Genomic DNA, 17,543 nt, shown 5'->3' on the forward strand with positions numbered 1-17,543 from the left:
AAATACATGTCAGGAAGTTTTTCATTTAATGGAATACGTAAAGACTACATCTTTATTCTAATGGGATTTAGCCGTCCGGCATGGTCTCCTGTTGGGAGAGATATTTTAAAAGTACCTTCTAAACCAGGAGGGTATTTATTGCAAACTAACGTTGATGTAAGAACCATAGAAGTTCCAGTCATTATTAAATCGCCAAACGTTAGCGCTATGCAAAAAGTAAAAGAAGATTTAGCGGATTGGCTCGTAACTGATCAACCCTGTGAGTTAATTTTCGATGACGAACCTGACAGAACGTATATGGCTGTTATCAACGGTGAATCCGATATTGAAGAATTGATCTTCAGAGGAAAAGGTACGATAACTTTCGTATGCCCTATGCCTTATAAATTAGGTGCAGTACAAACGAAACAATTTGCTAATAACGTAGATGGTAATTTTCAAGCTGATATTGCTAATCAAGGAACTGTAGAATCAATGCCGATTATAGATATTACAACAGGCATTCAAAGCCCTTTCTTAGATGTTTGGAACGGCGATGACTATTTCAGGCTCGGTTATCCTACAAGTATAAAAACTAAGGTTGTAAAGCAAGATGAACGTCTTATATGGGATGAAATGAATAACTTAGCGACATGGACCGCGGCAACTGGAACGATAGGGATTTATAAATGCTCTGGTTCTATGAAAGTTCAAGGAGCTTATGCATTTACACCTTCATCTTACGGAACAGGAGCAGCTGACGAATGGCACGGGCCTTTTATGAAGCGTGACCTACCATCTAACGCCGGAGTTGTTCAAGATTTCAGAGCTGATATAATGATGAGTTTTAAATCTGATCATTGGAATAGGATGGGGAAAACGGTTGTCATGCTTTTAGATGCTAATGACAATGTAATAGTTGAGTTAGCAATGGCTGACGAGTATATGAGCCATGAAATGACAACAGCACAGGCAATTATTGATTCAGGAGGTTCCAGAAAGTGGATTTCTGACGAAATGGGAATGTACTCTGATACATTTAATGACTTTAGAGGACACGTTTCAGTAGCTCGCAGGGGCAAAGAATGGAGTTTTTATTTTGCTAAGTATCGCAAGAATACCGAGATTGATGATGCTAGCTTTGTTCGAAGGTGGCGCGATGATTCAGACGGTAACCAGATGACAGGTAGAGCTGTAGCTAAAATAGCTGTAGGTTGTATCGCGTATGGAGCTAACACTCCTACGGATGTAGCGTATATCGAAGATGTTAAAATCTGGAAAATAAATACTTTGAACGTGGATGAAACTCCTTATATATTCGATGTTGGAGACAAAATAAGTATAGATACAGAACGTTCGTTAGTAACGATTAACGGTAAAAACGCAATAGGATTAAAAGATATTTTCAGTAGATTCCCTACGGTAAAGCGAGGTGACAACAAAATTATTGTACGCCCTTTAAATATAGGAACTGCGCAAATAACATATAGGGAGAGGTACAAGTAATGAGAAAAACAAGCGGAGATTTACACATTGTAGACTTTAAATCAAAGCGTGTTATTGCTTCTTTAAAACCAGAAGATTATTTCGAAGATTTAAGACACTGGGAAATTAAAGATAACGCCGATATTCTAGACTTTAAATTATTGGAAGATTCTCCGTTTCTAGATTACATCCAACAACATAATTTAGTGTTAAAAGAGACGCGCCCAGGCGTTATTGTCCCTTATGTTATTACCACTACAGAAAAAGATTCAGACGCTCATACGGTAACGATATACGCTTCTGGTGAATGGATTTCATTAGACAAAGACAATTACTTATCACCACAAACTATTAATAGTTGGAGCGCCGAACAATACATGTCATTCGCTACCGCTCGTAATGAGTGGGAAGTAGGTATTATCGAAGCTGTAGGTAAACGTTCTTTTGTAATAACAGAATTTACAAGCCCGTTAAAATTCATTAATGAAGTTGCTTCTCTATTTGATAACATCGAGATTCAATATCGAATTGTTATGAACACTAATAAACCACCAACAAGATATATTGATCTCGTTAAAAAGCGAGGTCGAGAAACGAATAAAGAAATTACACTCGGTAAAGATCTATTAGGCGTAAAACGAATAGAAAACTCTGAGAATGTTATTACAGCATTAGTTCCGTTTATCATGGGTAAAGATGACGATGGTAACGAGAAAATGATCACAATTGAATCTGTAAACAACGGTTTACAGTACATCGTTGACGAAGCATCATATCAGCGCTGGAATACGAATGGAAAACATCTATTCGGCTTCTACACACCAGAATCTGAAAATGAAGATATGACACCTGCACGATTATTAACATTAGCTAAAACAGAGTTAAAAAAACGTGTAGATACCATCGTCACATATGAAGTTGACTCTGTTGATATATCTCACGTGTTTCAATACGAACATGAACAAGTAAATGAAGGTGACACGATTCATATCATTGATGAAGGTATGACGCCAACTCTTTACCTGGAAGCTAGAGCTATCGCAGGAGACGAATCACATAAAGATCCACGTCAAAATAAGTATACGTTTGGTAATTTCGTAGAAATCGTTAACCAGGACGACGCGTTGCGCAGACTATATCAAAAGATGCTTGCGATGATCAATGATAAAGTTCCAAAAGAATGGTTCGGAGCTTTAGAAGAAAAGGCGAATGACGCGATTAACAAAGCTAATGATGCAGTAGAAGAATCGCAAACTGCTAAAGATTTAGCGAATGCTACAAAAGATTATATGGATCAAAACATGGTAGATATTATAGAAGATGTTAATCCGCCAACAGGTGAACTTAAACCACATAAAACATTATGGTTAGATATCAGCAATGGTAATCCTGGTATTTTAAAAATATGGAACGGTACGACATGGGATATTGTCGTTCCGGACGTTGAAGAAATAAAAAGAGACCTTGAGCTTACTAATGAGACTGTAAAGTCGAAAATCTCTGAAAAACAGATGCAGGACTATGTAGGTAACTTAGGAACTACGAATTCTCTATTTAATACTGCTTTTGAGGATAGGACTATCGACAGTGCTACAGGGATAGTTACTCAACGTAATCCGTCATTAACTAAATGGGACGCTAGAGGGACAGACATAGGAGCTACTATTACAGCTACGAGCTCAAGAAACCACGAGGGTTATAACTCTGTACAGATTAACAATACAGGGCAGACAGACGCTAAGTTTACAAGTATCAATCAGAGTGTACCAATCGTAGCAGATTCAGGCGCTTATATTTTCTCTGTATGGGCATTCACCCCTAGTTTAAGCGAGATTGATGAAGACGGAGCTATAGAACTTACATTTAGAAATGGCAGCACTCAAGTAGCTAATAAGATAACGTATCTCAAAGCTAACTTAAAGGAAGGTGTATGGACTCAACTGTCTATCCAATTAGACGCTCCTACAAGTGCAGCTAACGTAGCTAACGTACGTATGTATATACGAAAAAATGGTAATGTATGGTTCGCTCAACCGATGCTACAGCAAGGGACTTCACCTTCTACGTTCATGGAAAACCCTAAAGACATGGGAAACTACGACCAAATGATTGAGGAAATCGCTAAGAAAGTCGCTAATTCTGAGTTTAACTCTAAAGTTACAACTATGGAGACTAACATCGACCAGAACACCAAAGCTATTTCCTTACGAGCTGAGAAAACTGAAGTGTACAATATGATTGATTCTGATAACCGTTTCGGAAGTAAAGCTATAGTAGAACGTCATGAGTCAGAAATAAAGTTACAAGCCGAAGAAATCAGTTTACGAGTTAAATCAGGAGACGTAGCTTCAACGATTAACCAAACAGCTCAGTCTGTATTGATTCAAGCTGATAAGATTTACTTAAACGGTTTCATAGAAGCAAAACACTTGAAAGCTCAGACTTTACAAGGGGTTACGATTCAAACAGCTCCAAGCGGATCAGGAGCAAACCAAATCCGTTTAAATGCTCAAAATCTAACTGTATATGGTTATGGACGCAGTAGGGGTTACTTAGGTTTTATTGAGCGTACAGATGGGAATATCCAGTCTGCTCTAGTGCTCGGCAATGATTATGAAACAACAGGAACGCTAAATGGATCATTAGTTATTGACCAAACTACCATCAATTCAAACGTATTTACAAATTCAGTCGCTTCGATCGGGATTGCTACAGGTCGTAACGGGAATGACGTAACTAAATCATCTTATATAAATTTCTACAGATATGATGGAGCTATGCAGATTAACTCTGTAGGGGATATGAGCTTAACCAACACAAACGGTAACGTTAATCTTACTGCTAGTTCTACAGGTAGTACTACTGGATTTATAACTATGAGTGCATCTAAGGATATCTATTTTACTGCTAAGCGTGGCTATTTTAATTTTTATACAAGTGATAACAAGTCATTCCCAGCATTGGTTGTTAAAGATTTAGCTCCAAATACTCAAGGTGATGTAGATATTACGTTTGCTAATCAGATTATGTTCAGGGTTGCAAGACACCCTGATTATGTAGGCGATGGCTTACAGATTAAAAGTGCAACAGGTGACGCTTTCCGAGATATTAAACTGAGAACGCTACGAGCTACTGAAAACATATCAGCACTAGGAAGAATGTATGCATTAGAGTTCGTGCCTACGTCTACACGTAAGATTAAAACAAACATTGAGGATTTACCTTTTTCAGCACTTGAAAAAGTGAACTCTGTAAGTATTAAGTGTTACAACCTAATTTCCGATGTTGAGAAATACAATGCAGGTGAGATTGATGCTTTACCTGTAAACTATGGCATGATTGCCGAAGATACCGATAATGTATTTACAACTCCTGAAAAAAATGCAATCACTTTATACAGCTCTGTTTCTATCTCAATGCAAGCTATCCAAGAAGTAGACGTAAAGGTAAATAGCGTTACAGAATCTTTACGCATTACAGACACTCGTGTAGACAAATTAGAGAAAGAACTTGAAGCGCAAAAACTTAAGGAGGTGGATCAAGATAAAAGAATTGCAGCACTAGAAGAAGCCTTTCAGAAATTGTTAAATGACGCGCAAACAACTAAAAACACAACTCAAACAGAGCAGCCATAAGCTGGTCTTTTTTTATTGTCTAAAAAGGGGTGATTAAAATGGAAGGATTACAAGAAGTAAGAAACGATGTTCAAGAAATCAAGCAAGAGATTAAAGAGATAAAATTTGAGATGAAAAGCTTGGAAATGCGTACTACAGGCAATGAAAAAGATATTGATAACATCAACAAACAACTAGATAAAATTAGTGCAAATACTACCTGGATCTTACGGCTTATTGTGGGTGGAATCGTTGGAGCAGCTCTTACTTTCTTCTTGAAGGGAGGTGGTATGTAATGGGTAGTTTAGCTGTAATAATTGGAATTGTCGTTGGTCTTTCACAGATTGCAAAAACAATTGGGCTACAAACAAAATACGTTCCGTTATTGAATTTAACGCTTGGCATTGCGCTAGGCGTTTTATTTTTGGGCGGAGATATAAAAACAAATGTATTTCAAGGAATCATCATTGGACTTTCAGCAAGTGGATTATTTGACCACACAAAAATTATAAAAAAGGATGTTGATGCTAAATGAAAAAGACAATGAAACATGTTACCTCATTTCTTATGATTCTAGTACTTGCCGGCTCTTTTGCAACAAGTGCTTTTGCTGATAGAACACTAATTATTCCAGGTCTACCACAAGAACCATACCGTTATGGGGTTGGTGCATATGAAGGAGTTGTTGCTCATTCTACTGCTACTCCTGAAGCACCAGCTATTAATATTCAAAAATACGAGACTCGCACATGGCGTTCTGCATTTGTTCACTACGCAGTCGATTGGAACGAAACAATTCAAATTGCGGATACAAAGTATATTGCTTATGGGGGCGGGCCTGGTGCAAATAAACGCTTTGTGCATGTAGAGCTTTGCGAAACGGCTGATTATGATAAATTCAAACGCAGCTATGATAAATATGTAAAATTACTAGCTAAAATCCTACGTGAACGTGGATTATCTGTAGAAAAAGGATTATGGACTCACTACGATGTAACGAAGTATCTTGGTGGTACAGACCACGAAGACCCACTTGATTACTTACGTAGCCATGGCGTTTCTGAAGCACAATTCCGCGCTGATGTGCAACGTACATACAATAATTCTAGTGTTGAAGTTTCTGTTCCAGAGCAACCATCTAAACCAGCAGAAGTACCAACAGCTGTAACAGATGGTATTGCTTATATCGAGGGTAAGAACGTTAACTTACGTAAAGGACCAGGTACAAGCTATTCTAAAATTCGTCAGTTAAACAAACCAGAATCATATATTGTGTGGGGAGAAAAAGACGGTTGGTTAAACCTTGGTGGGGAACAATGGATTAAAAATGATTTTTCTTATGTGAAGTTTAGTAAGAAAAGCACAGTGGATTCTTCTATTGTTGGGAAGCGTGTTGTTTCAAAAATGGACAACCTACGTTTCTATGATTCTGCTTCTTGGCAGGATAAAGATGTTGCTGGAGCTGTAGATGCAGGATTAGGATTTACGATTGATGCGAAAGTAAGTGTCAATCGTTCATCACAATATAAAGTACACAACAGCCAAGGCAAAACATACTATGTAACAGCAAATGAAGCCTATGTATATGTGAAATAAAGAAGAGCCGTCCTGTCGGGCGGCTCTTATCATTTTAATATTTAATTTTGCTATTCAAATAGTTTATCCATTAAATCTTGGACTTCGCGTCTTTTTTTATCTGTTTCGTTCTTATCGATTGTATACTGATCATCCTCAATAATAAGAACGTCACCTTCTTTTGCAGTAGGCGGAAGTTTAGATTTAGGTACATCAATTGTTATGTTATTAATCTCAATAACTGCTAGTTCTCCTTCAAAACGGTCAATAATACCTCTTTTCATAATTATCTCTCCGTTCTTACAGAAATATTAGAACCATCACTATTAACAACTACAGTTCCATTTAAATCAGTTCTATATACCTTAACGGACATTGAAGATAACTTAGCTAAAGTCTCCTGTGTTGGATGTCCATATCGGTTACCAGCACCGGCACTGATTACAGCAATGCTTGGTTTAACTGCATCTAAAAATGGTTGAGAAGAAGAAGTCTTACTTCCATGATGACCAGGTTTTAATACATCAGATTTTAGGTTTGAACCGTGCGCTGCAACCATATCTTTTTCACTTTTCTCTTCAGCGTCGCCAGTAAATAAGAATGATTTGCTGCCGTGAGTTACTTTTAACACAGCACTCCATTCGTTTAAGTTGTCACCATATTCATTAACAGGAGCTAAGAATTGCGAGTTTAAACCATTGATTGGTAAAGTTACACCAGTCTTTGCCTCTTTAATAGTTAATCCTTTGTTAGCTACTGCAGTTAAAAAGTCCTTAAACGTTTGCGTCGTATGACTTACTTTAGGAGCGTAAACATTTTTTACATTCATAGAATAAAGGACCTCATCTAATCCGCCTACATGATCAGCATCAGGATGAGTAGCAATCATATAATCAATTGTTTGGAACCCTAATCCCTTTAGATAATTCGCCACTACTTTACCTTTTCCATTGTTACCAGCGTCAATAAGGATTGTTTCTCCACTTGGAGATTTAATAAATGTAGCATCACCTTGTCCCACATCAATATAATGAACCTCTAAGTTACCCTTAGGCTTAGGAAGAGCCGGACGGAAGCTTGGTTCTAATACACGAGCCAAGAATGCAGCGAATTGCTCACGAGTTACTTTTACATCTGGACCAAATGTACCATCAGGAAATCCAGCAGTAATATTATTTTGAGCTAGGATTTTGATATATTCATAACCCCAATGAGTAGATGGAACATCAGGGAAATTGACGTCCGCACCTGTAGGCTTCAAATCAAAAGTTTTAACAAGAACTACTGCCATTTCCGCACGAGATAATGAGCGGTCAGGGAAGTAGTTTTTCTCACGTTGTATAATGTTATAATGTGCTAACTTATGTACAGAATCATAGTAATAGATGCCCTTGGGCACATCAGAAAAAATATGATTATAGCTATCTGGTTTTTGGGATACTATCGATAAATCTAACATTAATGCCATTTGTCCACGGGTTACATTATCACTTGGCTTAAAATATCCCTCTGGAGTACCATTAATAATGCCTTGATCCGCTAAATAGTTAATCTCTTTAATTGCCCAATGGCCGGCTTGGACATCAGGGAAAGATTTAGCACTTGCAAGATTAGGGATGAACAATGATAAAACCATTACAAATGCTGTTAGTAATAAGCTTAACTTCTTCAAGAATATCGCCTCACTTTGTATGTTTTTTAACCTACTTAACTTTAGCATTTCTTACAAATAATTCAAAGTTTAATAGAGGGATATGTAATATTTATGTTTTTTTAGTTTATATTCACTAATTCATCAAATTTAAACTAGGTATTCTATCCAATTGCCTCCGTTGTAGCGTTATGCGGTGGGCTGTTAATTATGGTTGGTAGCTAGGAACGTTGATTTTCTCTTATTTCAAGGGCAGGAATTGGTTATATAGTGGTTTAAATGATTCTGTTGTTTATTTTAGTTTTCGATCCATCATAATTCTTTTATAGCTTCCACTCTTCATAAACCCTTCGATATCTTTTAAAATCTTATCTTCTATCTGTTTCTGTTGCTTCTCTGATAAATCTTCTTTAAATTTATCTCTTAGTCCTTCTATATGTTCAATCTCTGAAGTAAGAGGGCTTTCTATTTGTTGAGGCGGTTTTAATCGACCTGGTTCATTTTTAACAAATGTATTGTACCATTTTTCTTTAGGATGTTTTTTTATAATGGTTACAATCCAAATCCCAGCCAAATTAGTATACACATAATAACTATCATCTTTACCTACGCTATATCCAAAAACACTTCCCTGCATAGTTGCATGAGGAGTTTTAACATCAACTGCTTCTTCGACTGTATCAAAGAAAAATATGTGATTTTCTATATAATCAATATTCATGCGTTGTTTTAAAAGATAATCTCGCATTATCTTTTCAGTTTTCTTTAGTAAAGAAAGTCTTGTAGCATCAATACGATTAGAGTCTTCTTCAAACCAATTAATATCTAAATAAAGAATCCGCCAATTAACTGAAGTTATAAATCTGCATAACCAATCCCCATCATACTTTAATACATTGTTAAAACCGTCGTTTTTAAACGGTAAATATATATCGTTAGAAAATTTTCTTTCTGAGTCACTGAATATTTGCTCGCATTCTCCACATAAAAGGTGCATTTTTTCTCCATCTTGTATTGCTTGGTTTGGTTCGGAAGTTAATCTTAATCTTCCTGTAAACGAATCTCTTTTTAATGATCGAAATACAAACTTAGGAATAATATGACTAAGTTTTAATTCAGACTCTTTTTTACATAAAGCACATTCCCCTGATACTGCCATGAAATTCTCCCCTTATCTCTTTTTTGTAAAAAAGTCATGTTCATTCTCTATATTTTAATTATAACATAATAGGAAATTTAACCATTATTTGAAGACTATCCGCCAGAATTTCCATCAATGTTTTTCCTATGCAGGAATTTTTTAACCATCATGGAATACTGTCACTAGGAGGTGTTGTGACGCTATGACGGATGAGATTGTTTATTCAGCTAGCGAAGTATACAAAAGGCTAGGAATATCCGATAGTACGCTCAGAAAGTATATGGAAGTGTTACAACGGGAGGGATTTACAGTAAGGAAGGATAAGCGCGGCAGACGGGAATACTCAGAAGGCGACATTATAGTTATTGAGAGATTGATTGACCTTAGTAAGCATGACGGTATGACGCTAGAGAAGGCAGCGAAGATGATTGCGCAGCAAATAGAAAAAGTTAATCCAGATCTGATTAAAGAAGAACCTGAAGATAAGAGTTTAATCCCATTCCACATTCAAGAACAGCTACAGCAACAGTACAGCGTTATGGCGCAAGAAATGAATCAAGGTATGTTAGCGATGGAAAAGCGATTAAGTGAGCAGACAAAGCAAAGTAACGAAGAAATTAAAGCAAGCGTAGAAGCACATAATGAACGAGTGGAAAAACGATTAGAAGCGCGGGATGAGACTCTGATGAAAACGCTACGTGAGATGCAGGAAACGAAGAGATTGATGCAGGAATTCCGGGATGAAGTTGCTGCTGCGAAAGAGAAGAAAAAGCCGTGGTGGAGGTTTTGGTGAGGACAAGAAGAGGGACGTATAAAAATAGAGTTGTAGAAAAAGAAAGAGTGGATTCCTTGTGAGAATAGGGATCCACTTTTTCTTGCTACTGATAATGAGACACTATATCTGACTTACATAAATATCCTATTTGTTCAAATTTGTCCTTGCTGATGGTACAATTAAAGTCATGGAGGGATATTATGGTAAGTTTTTATGTAACACTGTTTCTTATATTCGGCACTGCAATATTCTTATTTTTTAAGTCTGGTTCACCAAAAATTAAGGCTAAAAACCTATCGTTGATAATGGTCTGTTTAGGGATAAATCTACTCACAAGTCCAATGGCTTTTTTTATAGGCGGGATGGCAACAGCCCCTCCAGATAGTACTGCACTTGATTTTTGGGGAGGATTTCTCTTCATTCAGGGAATACCGCTCCTCATACTACTTGCAGCTTTTTTGAAGTTTGCACTAGCAAAGAAAACAAAAAAAGTATAGAAGCATATAATGAATAGGTGGATGCCTTTTTAGAGGAGGGATCCACTTTTTTCTTGCTATCAATAATGTTGCGTTATGTTAACTTTATATGAATATCCTATACATCCAAATTTACACAGAATTGTCCTTGCTAATGGTACAATTAGGATAACGGAGGAATATTATGGGATATCTTAATCAGCTTTATGTAATACTATATTTTATAATTGGCATTGCAGTATTCTCATTCTTCAATTCTGATTCACCAAAAACTAAGGATAAAAATCTAACATTCATAATGGTCAGTTTAGGGGTAAATCTATGCACAATTCCAGTGGCTTTATTTATAGGTGTGATGGCAACAGACTCTCCATATAGTACTGAACTTGATTTTTGGGGAGGATTTCTCTTTATTCAGGGAATACCGATCCTCATACTACTTGTAGCTTTGATGTGGTGGTTTATCCGCAAGGGCAAAGAAAAAATCGGCACATAGAATTTTAAAATGCCTTCCGCTAACGATAAGTTTGTAAATGAGCTAGCGGTGGCGATTTTAATAAGAGGGGGCATAAAAAAGAAGTATCCTTAATGAAAAACAGGGATACTTCTTTTTTCTTTATTTATTCTCTAACGTCTCATAGAGGCGCTTATACATGTCTTTATATGCTTTAGAATGTCGGTTGACTAGTTGAGAATCTACATAATGCTCAACTAGCATGTCAATGATGTTATTAATTGATGTTTTATCCATACCTTCTTGTTCCTTTATAAATGGTTTAAGGGTATTTAGCTTTAGCAAAACAGCAGGTGAAATTTTAGCTGTTTTAGATGGAACTAAACGTTGATCTGGTTTCTCTGATGTCTGTATTTCCTTTTCCGTGTTAGCATGATCGAGTTGAGTATTTAAATCTGAACTTTCGGTAATAGGTGTCACAGTTACTACAAAAGATTTACTTTTACTTTCCAAAGTTACCACTCCTATTTAGTTTTTTTATCTTAAACTGTTAAAACTATTTTGCGTGTTATGATAGAGGTAAGGTGGAAATATAGAAATATCCCTATTTCTAAATAGGGATATTTCTATATTTTTTAAAGCTCTGTTAAGAGCTTGAATTTCCTTTTCTGCTCAGGTGTTAGCTCGTTTTCTACATAGCGATCTATAAGTAAATCGATGATTTCATAATTGAATTTTGTGTTTGTAAGTTTCATTAATACTTCAAGTTCTTCTTTTGATTGATTAGAAATTTTAATACTGCCTTGCTGATTTTTAAATTTCTTTTTCGGTTCAGTTTTCTCGATTCTTTTTTCTTTTCGACTCACTTGTTTTTCTTCTGTCTTAGGTTGAGAAGGAATAGCTGCTACCTCATTAGTTTCAACTGTAGCTTGTCCTTGTTCTGGTACATAAGGTTCAGTAGGTTCAAAGTTACTTTTCTTTCGACCTAATAAACCAGGAGTTTTCGCCATATTACACACCAACCTTCATTTTTTCAAACATATCAATACGAGATAACAATTCATCACTAATCGTTTCGTATAATTCAATTACATTCATATCATGTCTATCTTTTTCAGTAATACCATTCACATCAAATCTTTTAATACGTTCCATTTGAGGGACGATGTTTTTAAATAGGTTTTCTTCCCCGAAAATTTCACGAGCATTTTCCATGATATATTCGTCAACCTTACCGTTGTTTTTTAGTAGGACAGGAAGAACACCAACTACTTCAATATCAAGATCATATAGTTCCTTTAACTTGATAAGTTCATTAATGTAGTTCTCTGCACCAGTAAGAGAACGTTCTTGTGTTTGTAGAGCAATGAGAACATAATCAGAAGCTACAACTGCGTTCTTCGTAACTTCTAGTGACATTGGAGGAACATCGATAAATATGTAGTCATATTTATGTTTTATCTTTTCTAGCAAACCTTTAAAGTAATGATCTTCTTCAGCTTCCGAAGAACAATTTTTATAAAGGAATTTTGCGAAGTCTTGAAAATCAACGTAAGAAGGAAGTAAATGTAAGTTCTCCATAATTTCCACTTCTAAGCCGTCCAGATTCCCCTCTTGTATTCCTTTCATTAATGTTTTTTCAACAGTAACAATCTCATCAGGATTAAGGATTGATTTTGTTAACATTAAAGATTTTGTTGCATTACTTTGTGGATCAAGGTCAACAAGTAATGTACGCTTGCCTTTTTTAGCAAATTCATAAGAGTTCAATACAGCATTTGTGGTTTTACCGACTCCACCTTTGTAATTACCTACCGTAATTGTAATAGCCATTTTTAACACTCCAGTTATATTTTTTAAAATTTCCCTATATCCCTTTATAGAAATAGGGAAAAATAGAAATAGGGAAATAGGGATATTTCCAACTATAGAAATAGGGATATTTCTATATCTTTAAAGAAATTATAACAATGATGTTTTGGTTATGCAATAGAATCATAGAGTTAGTAATTAATAACATAAACGTTGATTTAAAAAGGTTTTGTTTGTTTGCAAGTTAGGGAGATTTGAGAAAGATACAGGAAATTTAGTAGAACAGAAACGAGGTAGGAAAACAACGAAATAGGGAAATAGGGATATTTAGAAAAAGGGAAATATCCCTATATCTATAAGTGGAAATAGGGAAATAGGGAAATAGGGATATTATTCAAAAAGCGCATAAAATCGCTGTTTACAAAGGATAAGGCTTGTTGTAACGTAATACACAACAAGCATCATTCTACAAAACAAAACAGATTTTGATACTTTACATAAATGAAGATCGATAGAACGAATATAAAACAATTGAATATGAACAGAAAATAAAAAAGCCACTCCCATATGTTAACGGCTACCAACCGTTAACGGGAATGACTCTTCTAGCTAGTGTACCACCACTTGGCTAGAAATGAACTGTATTAACCCACAGTGTTTACGTTTAAGTAGTGCACCAACACTATCCTTAAACAACTATGCCTTTTCACGAGGCTTCTTTGATATACCCATTTTATCTATTGTTTGGATAAATATCAACTAGTAAATACTAGTTTTGATTATTTTGTAGTCCAAAAGATATATAACGGGCATCTCTAAACCTAGAAGTCTTGTGAATGTACAGGTCATTTAGGAATTTGAGATGCCTTTTTGTTTTTTGTTCGCGTGGAATTGCCTGAAACCACGTAAATAAAAACTGATAAGCCGTGATTCCGTGCTGCCATACATTTAGCGGGAACGTGTTACGGCGTGGCTAGCTGTTGGTCGTGCAGGGGGTACAGAGTATACGCCTACAAAAACAGCACCCCTCACTGGAATCCTGTTCTTCTGGTGAGGGAGGGCGAGAACTTGCCCAGGGACGATTCTCTAAAAGGTTCGGGTGGTTATCGTTAGCATTACGGTGCTAGGGAGTACATTCAGTTTGTCGTGTAGGGACGATATTACAAGGACAAGCCATAGTAAAAGGATGTATGCGGTGAAAATCGCTGAGTGAACAGGGTCTATACATACGGATACCTTATAAGTGACCGCATGGCGAAAACAAAGACGCTTATCCATCTATTTTGACTGATTACTTTTTTTGTAGTCTTTCAAAGTAGGGGATAAATTTGCCTTCCAGCCGTATTCCATATTCGTTCCCACATGATAAAAACCCTCAAAACCTTTAGTCAAGCTTAATTACGAAGAAAAGATGAAAAATATAGGATTGTATAAGATCTGGGGGAACTACTCACTAAGATAGAGGAATAAATAATGGAATTACTACTTACTTTGTTAGAGGATAAGGGGATGGTTAGTTAGAATATGCTTTATTGCAGAATTAGGTTTTACACATCGGATATAGTATGTGAAATTTTATGGAGGAGTTGTTATTTTGAATTTGTATTTTGAAACTTGGATTAAAGAACAGCATATTTCAGAAGAAGCCTTAATATTGTTTGATGAATCTATTAAGTGTTATAGAGTAGGTGCGTATCGAGCTTCATTTCTAATGTCTTACTTAGGATTTATGAAATCTTTAAGGGATCGTTTACTTAAGAGCGAAAAGCCAGATTTAATTCATATTGAAGAATGGAAGAAAACAATAAACGATTTAAGAAATGATAAAGTTTGGGAAGAAACAGTTATAAAAACTATTGAAGAAAAAACGAAGTCAAAACAAGGCTCCAAAGAAGTGCCGCGTAATAAAGTTTATTTAATTAATAATGATTTAATAGATGAAGTTCCTTACTGGAGAAAAAAGAGAAATGAATGTGCTCATGCTAAAGAGACTATTATTGGTTATAGTCACGTGGAAACATTTTGGCTGTTCCTTCAGTCTAATCTTGCTAAATTCGTTGTAAACGGAGGAAAGGAGGTATTGTTAAGTAAAATTAAAAAACATTTTGATAAAAATTTTACACAACCAAATGCGGATGTTAGTTATTTGATTAAAGAAATTCCATTGGTAGTAAAAATCCATGAGATACCTGAATTGTTAAAAGAAATCTATGATAATTACGTAGATTTAGATGAGATTCTTTCTGATGAAATGGAAATATCATTTTGGAGTAAGATAGCTTATTCTGATAATAATAATATAAGGAATGCTTTTCTAGAATTTATTGAAACAGATACAAATACTTTCTCTGTATTTATAGGGATGTTTCCTGATAAGATTGTTGAGTTTGCTGATAATCAAGAGTTGATTCGAAATTTTTGGAACGAACTATTATTTAAACGTATAACATATCTTTCGGATTCCTATTGGGAGTTGATTTCAATTGTATTGCGAAACGGATGGGTTCCTTCTAAAGAAACTAAGCGGTTTATAAATAAAGTTTATTATCATTTTGACAAATTCACTTTTCCAGAACAGGAACAAACTAAGCTTTTAAGAGAACACGGATTATTTAAAGTTATTAAACAGAATTTATTCGAAAGCGGTAAATTGAATCAACGTGGTGGCTATAATTTAGCAAATGATTCTTCACATATGATTATCTATTATTTAGATAATGAGGCACTAGATGATGTTGTTGTTAAAGAGCTTAATCAACTATTTGAGACGTTTGAATTTGGGAGCTTGTTCGAAAAAATTAAAAAATACATAGAAGAGAATCCGAAGTTTATTTCCGATTTTAGAAGTGTAGCATCAGAGCATCAAATTATTTTAGCAGAATTTTTCAAAGATAAATCTGAAACAAATGATGCTTAAATAATGTATACTTAGCCTCCAAGCATTGTATGGAGGCTTTTTAATGCATAAAGAAAAGACACCCTAAGATGCCTTCCTCTGACTTGAACCATGTTTATTTAATGATTGTTTTTATAGCTGACTATTTTCTTTTAAAACCCTAAATTTTTCATCATTACGCATAAAATCTACTTTTTTCTGTCCTATTTGCATTGTAGATACTGTGGGTATTATGAGTTCACTTCTCATAAATATATCTAGCGCTTGTTGAATCTCTTGTGCATCAAACATATATCCTTCTGCAAGTAGAGTATCGATTGACCCGGTTTTATGTACATAAATTTGTTGGTAAAGAAATTTTTTCAGTTCTGGATCGATGTTTTGTAATTGCATTTCTATCCCCCCTTAATATTTATATACAAAACATACCATTAATCACATAAAAACAGAATAGAAAGAATATTTAACGATATACAAAAAAAGACAACCAAAGGTGCCTTCCTCCGACTTGAACCACTTTACTTTTAAAACTAAAGAATCTGCGTTAATTCTGAGTTCAATACACGTTGTGCAGTAATAATAACATTACCAGGTGCTATTCCGTAGACACTGTATAAACCACCGTTTTGATTAGGAACAATTTCAACTTCATATTGAAGCGCTTGTCCCAAAGTAGAGTGAACTAAACTTAGATTTATAAATTCAGAAGCATTAGCAACCACATTAAAGTTTATCTGTTCGATTAATGTTCTTGTACCGTCAAGTCTAAAAGATCTAACTACCCCAGTAAGTGGACCTGCAGTACGATTGAGAATTTTAACCCTAGCTCTAGTTGCATTAGTAGGTTGATTTCCTACGTTTTCAATAGGACCAGTAGAGAAAGGCATTTTAAATTCACCTCCTACTAAATTAAAGGATTAATAACCTATAGATTATAGTTTCATAGTATTCAATACTTTATTAAAATGATCTAAATCAATTAACCAATTTGTTTTAAAAATAAAAATGAAGTTTACATAACCTATCATTATCAATAGATAAAGAAAGTAAACTTATGAATATTAGTTTACTTTCAGTGATAGAAGTAGAACCACATACCCATCAACCCAATATTTTGGAGTACCTCCAAAATAAATTCACCTCAGATACAACAAAAGAGCCTTACCTCTGTAGGCAAGACTCCACTAGTGTAGTTATATAGTATTTACATAGCAAATAAGAAACATAAAACATATAATACCAAGTAGCAGAACCCTAACATTCCGCCTATAGCTAGTACCTGTTTAACCCAGCTCTTGAATTTCAGATTACTGTCAATAATCGCTTGCACTCTTTCCATATCCGTTTCCTCCTATTAAGGAGAACCTTTAAAGACTCTCACCTCGCTATAATACCATTAAGGAATGACTAATAGAGGTCTAATTTTTGTCTAAACGTATAAATATGTAATATTGCATATAGAAATGTATTGCTATAAATGTAAGCGCTTACTATAATGAAAGCATAAAGATAAATCACATCTTAGCATCAACAAAAGAGGAGGAAATAATATGACAATCGCAATGGCAGTTTTATCATTCTTAGGTGGAATCATCCCATTAGTAGGAGAGCTTTTAAAAGCAGTAATGTAAGTTCATTATTCCGCAATTATTTATAAAAATCATCATCCCTTAATACGAAAAAAA

Annotated in this window: 19 protein-coding genes; 9 read left to right on the top strand and 10 right to left on the bottom strand. The window is 35.2% G+C overall.

The features are described 5' to 3' along the window. Positions 1–6: 6 nt before the first annotated feature. From QUF93_RS00135 to QUF93_RS00155, 5 genes are read left to right on the top strand one after another with little or no spacing between them, the layout of a single operon-like run. Positions 7–1,485: a distal tail protein Dit gene (locus QUF93_RS00135; protein WP_289375026.1), complete on the top strand. Its 1,479-nt coding sequence runs from the start codon at positions 7–9 to the stop codon at positions 1,483–1,485. Beyond that, positions 1,485–5,099: a phage tail spike protein gene (locus QUF93_RS00140; protein ID WP_289375027.1), complete on the top strand. Its 3,615-nt coding sequence runs from the start codon at positions 1,485–1,487 to the stop codon at positions 5,097–5,099. Before QUF93_RS00135 ends, QUF93_RS00140 begins: the two co-directional genes overlap by 1 nt. Before the next feature lie 38 nt (positions 5,100–5,137). Continuing rightward, positions 5,138–5,374, top strand: a complete 237-nt coding sequence (locus QUF93_RS00145; protein WP_243515575.1) for a hemolysin XhlA family protein — start codon at positions 5,138–5,140, stop codon at positions 5,372–5,374. After that, positions 5,374–5,613, top strand: coding sequence for a holin (locus QUF93_RS00150; RefSeq protein ID WP_289375030.1), 240 nt, complete (start codon positions 5,374–5,376; stop codon positions 5,611–5,613). The genes QUF93_RS00145 and QUF93_RS00150 overlap by 1 nt, the downstream gene beginning before the upstream one ends. Further along, positions 5,610–6,674: an N-acetylmuramoyl-L-alanine amidase gene (locus QUF93_RS00155; RefSeq protein WP_289375032.1), complete on the top strand. Its 1,065-nt coding sequence runs from the start codon at positions 5,610–5,612 to the stop codon at positions 6,672–6,674. The genes QUF93_RS00150 and QUF93_RS00155 overlap by 4 nt, the downstream gene beginning before the upstream one ends. Positions 6,675–6,724: 50 nt before the next feature. Here QUF93_RS00155 and QUF93_RS00160 read toward each other — a convergent pair whose 3' ends face one another. The 3 genes from QUF93_RS00160 to QUF93_RS00170 all read right to left on the bottom strand — a co-directional run bounded on the left by QUF93_RS00160 (position 6,725) and on the right by QUF93_RS00170 (position 9,463). Continuing rightward, positions 6,725–6,937, bottom strand: coding sequence for a DUF3006 domain-containing protein (locus tag QUF93_RS00160; RefSeq protein ID WP_289375034.1), 213 nt, complete (start codon positions 6,935–6,937; stop codon positions 6,725–6,727). Between the two features lie 2 nt (positions 6,938–6,939). Continuing rightward, complete coding sequence (locus tag QUF93_RS00165) at positions 6,940–8,325, bottom strand: S-layer homology domain-containing protein (protein WP_289375035.1); 1,386 nt, start codon at positions 8,323–8,325, stop codon at positions 6,940–6,942. Positions 8,326–8,596: 271 nt separating this feature from the next. Next, the gene (locus tag QUF93_RS00170; protein ID WP_289375038.1) at positions 8,597–9,463 is read right to left on the bottom strand and encodes a hypothetical protein; all 867 of its coding nucleotides are present in this window, start codon (positions 9,461–9,463) and stop codon (positions 8,597–8,599) included. A 184-nt stretch (positions 9,464–9,647) separates the two neighbouring features. Between QUF93_RS00170 and QUF93_RS00175 the strand changes: the two genes are divergently transcribed. The 3 genes from QUF93_RS00175 to QUF93_RS00185 all read left to right on the top strand — a co-directional run bounded on the left by QUF93_RS00175 (position 9,648) and on the right by QUF93_RS00185 (position 11,192). After that, positions 9,648–10,238 carry a DUF3967 domain-containing protein gene (locus tag QUF93_RS00175; protein WP_289375040.1) on the top strand — a complete coding sequence of 197 codons (591 nt, stop codon included), beginning with the start codon at positions 9,648–9,650 and terminating at the stop codon, positions 10,236–10,238. A 182-nt stretch (positions 10,239–10,420) separates the two neighbouring features. Beyond that, positions 10,421–10,717, top strand: a complete 297-nt coding sequence (locus QUF93_RS00180) for a hypothetical protein (protein ID WP_289375041.1) — start codon at positions 10,421–10,423, stop codon at positions 10,715–10,717. A gap of 163 nt (positions 10,718–10,880) precedes the next feature. Further along, entirely contained in the window at positions 10,881–11,192 is a 312-nt protein-coding gene (locus QUF93_RS00185) for a hypothetical protein (RefSeq protein WP_289375043.1), read from the top strand. A gap of 120 nt (positions 11,193–11,312) precedes the next feature. Here the strand turns inward: QUF93_RS00185 and QUF93_RS00190 are convergent, their stop codons facing one another. The 4 genes from QUF93_RS00190 to QUF93_RS00205 all read right to left on the bottom strand — a co-directional run bounded on the left by QUF93_RS00190 (position 11,313) and on the right by QUF93_RS00205 (position 13,529). Next, entirely contained in the window at positions 11,313–11,663 is a 351-nt protein-coding gene (locus tag QUF93_RS00190; protein ID WP_289357754.1) for a hypothetical protein, read from the bottom strand. 122 nt (positions 11,664–11,785) lie between these two features. Further along, the gene (locus QUF93_RS00195) at positions 11,786–12,160 is read right to left on the bottom strand and encodes a DUF5388 domain-containing protein (RefSeq protein WP_289357755.1); all 375 of its coding nucleotides are present in this window, start codon (positions 12,158–12,160) and stop codon (positions 11,786–11,788) included. Position 12,161: 1 nt separating this feature from the next. Next, positions 12,162–12,983: a ParA family protein gene (locus QUF93_RS00200; RefSeq protein ID WP_088059830.1), complete on the bottom strand. Its 822-nt coding sequence runs from the start codon at positions 12,981–12,983 to the stop codon at positions 12,162–12,164. Between the two features lie 369 nt (positions 12,984–13,352). Next, positions 13,353–13,529 carry a hypothetical protein gene (locus tag QUF93_RS00205; protein WP_289375045.1) on the bottom strand — a complete coding sequence of 59 codons (177 nt, stop codon included), beginning with the start codon at positions 13,527–13,529 and terminating at the stop codon, positions 13,353–13,355. Positions 13,530–14,529: 1,000 nt separating this feature from the next. On the opposite strand from QUF93_RS00205, the gene QUF93_RS00210 reads away from it, so the two are divergent. Further along, positions 14,530–15,879, top strand: a complete 1,350-nt coding sequence (locus tag QUF93_RS00210) for a hypothetical protein (RefSeq protein ID WP_289375047.1) — start codon at positions 14,530–14,532, stop codon at positions 15,877–15,879. Between the two features lie 111 nt (positions 15,880–15,990). Here the strand turns inward: QUF93_RS00210 and QUF93_RS00215 are convergent, their stop codons facing one another. The 3 genes from QUF93_RS00215 to QUF93_RS00225 form a co-directional block, all read right to left on the bottom strand. Next, complete coding sequence (locus QUF93_RS00215) at positions 15,991–16,251, bottom strand: hypothetical protein (RefSeq protein ID WP_289375048.1); 261 nt, start codon at positions 16,249–16,251, stop codon at positions 15,991–15,993. 137 nt (positions 16,252–16,388) lie between these two features. Then, positions 16,389–16,745 carry a hypothetical protein gene (locus tag QUF93_RS00220; protein ID WP_016100266.1) on the bottom strand — a complete coding sequence of 119 codons (357 nt, stop codon included), beginning with the start codon at positions 16,743–16,745 and terminating at the stop codon, positions 16,389–16,391. Positions 16,746–17,062: 317 nt separating this feature from the next. After that, the gene (locus QUF93_RS00225; RefSeq protein WP_255266617.1) at positions 17,063–17,197 is read right to left on the bottom strand and encodes a hypothetical protein; all 135 of its coding nucleotides are present in this window, start codon (positions 17,195–17,197) and stop codon (positions 17,063–17,065) included. Between the last annotated feature and the right edge of the window lie 346 nt (positions 17,198–17,543).

Source organism: Bacillus hominis, from assembly GCF_030348325.1.
GTDB lineage: Bacteria > Bacillota > Bacilli > Bacillales > Bacillaceae_G > Bacillus_A > Bacillus_A hominis.

Coding starts and splice junctions, on each gene's coding strand:
- QUF93_RS00135 (WP_289375026.1), top strand. CDS start 7: ATGTCAGGAAGTTTTTCATTTAATGGAATACGTAAAGACTACATCTTT.
- QUF93_RS00140 (WP_289375027.1), top strand. CDS start 1,485: ATGAGAAAAACAAGCGGAGATTTACACATTGTAGACTTTAAATCAAAG.
- QUF93_RS00145 (WP_243515575.1), top strand. CDS start 5,138: ATGGAAGGATTACAAGAAGTAAGAAACGATGTTCAAGAAATCAAGCAA.
- QUF93_RS00150 (WP_289375030.1), top strand. CDS start 5,374: ATGGGTAGTTTAGCTGTAATAATTGGAATTGTCGTTGGTCTTTCACAG.
- QUF93_RS00155 (WP_289375032.1), top strand. CDS start 5,610: ATGAAAAAGACAATGAAACATGTTACCTCATTTCTTATGATTCTAGTA.
- QUF93_RS00160 (WP_289375034.1), bottom strand. CDS start 6,937: ATGAAAAGAGGTATTATTGACCGTTTTGAAGGAGAACTAGCAGTTATT.
- QUF93_RS00170 (WP_289375038.1), bottom strand. CDS start 9,463: ATGGCAGTATCAGGGGAATGTGCTTTATGTAAAAAAGAGTCTGAATTA.
- QUF93_RS00175 (WP_289375040.1), top strand. CDS start 9,648: ATGACGGATGAGATTGTTTATTCAGCTAGCGAAGTATACAAAAGGCTA.
- QUF93_RS00180 (WP_289375041.1), top strand. CDS start 10,421: ATGGTAAGTTTTTATGTAACACTGTTTCTTATATTCGGCACTGCAATA.
- QUF93_RS00185 (WP_289375043.1), top strand. CDS start 10,881: ATGGGATATCTTAATCAGCTTTATGTAATACTATATTTTATAATTGGC.
- QUF93_RS00195 (WP_289357755.1), bottom strand. CDS start 12,160: ATGGCGAAAACTCCTGGTTTATTAGGTCGAAAGAAAAGTAACTTTGAA.
- QUF93_RS00200 (WP_088059830.1), bottom strand. CDS start 12,983: ATGGCTATTACAATTACGGTAGGTAATTACAAAGGTGGAGTCGGTAAA.
- QUF93_RS00205 (WP_289375045.1), bottom strand. CDS start 13,529: ATGGGAGTGGCTTTTTTATTTTCTGTTCATATTCAATTGTTTTATATT.
- QUF93_RS00215 (WP_289375048.1), bottom strand. CDS start 16,251: ATGCAATTACAAAACATCGATCCAGAACTGAAAAAATTTCTTTACCAA.
- QUF93_RS00220 (WP_016100266.1), bottom strand. CDS start 16,745: ATGCCTTTCTCTACTGGTCCTATTGAAAACGTAGGAAATCAACCTACT.
- QUF93_RS00225 (WP_255266617.1), bottom strand. CDS start 17,197: ATGGAAAGAGTGCAAGCGATTATTGACAGTAATCTGAAATTCAAGAGC.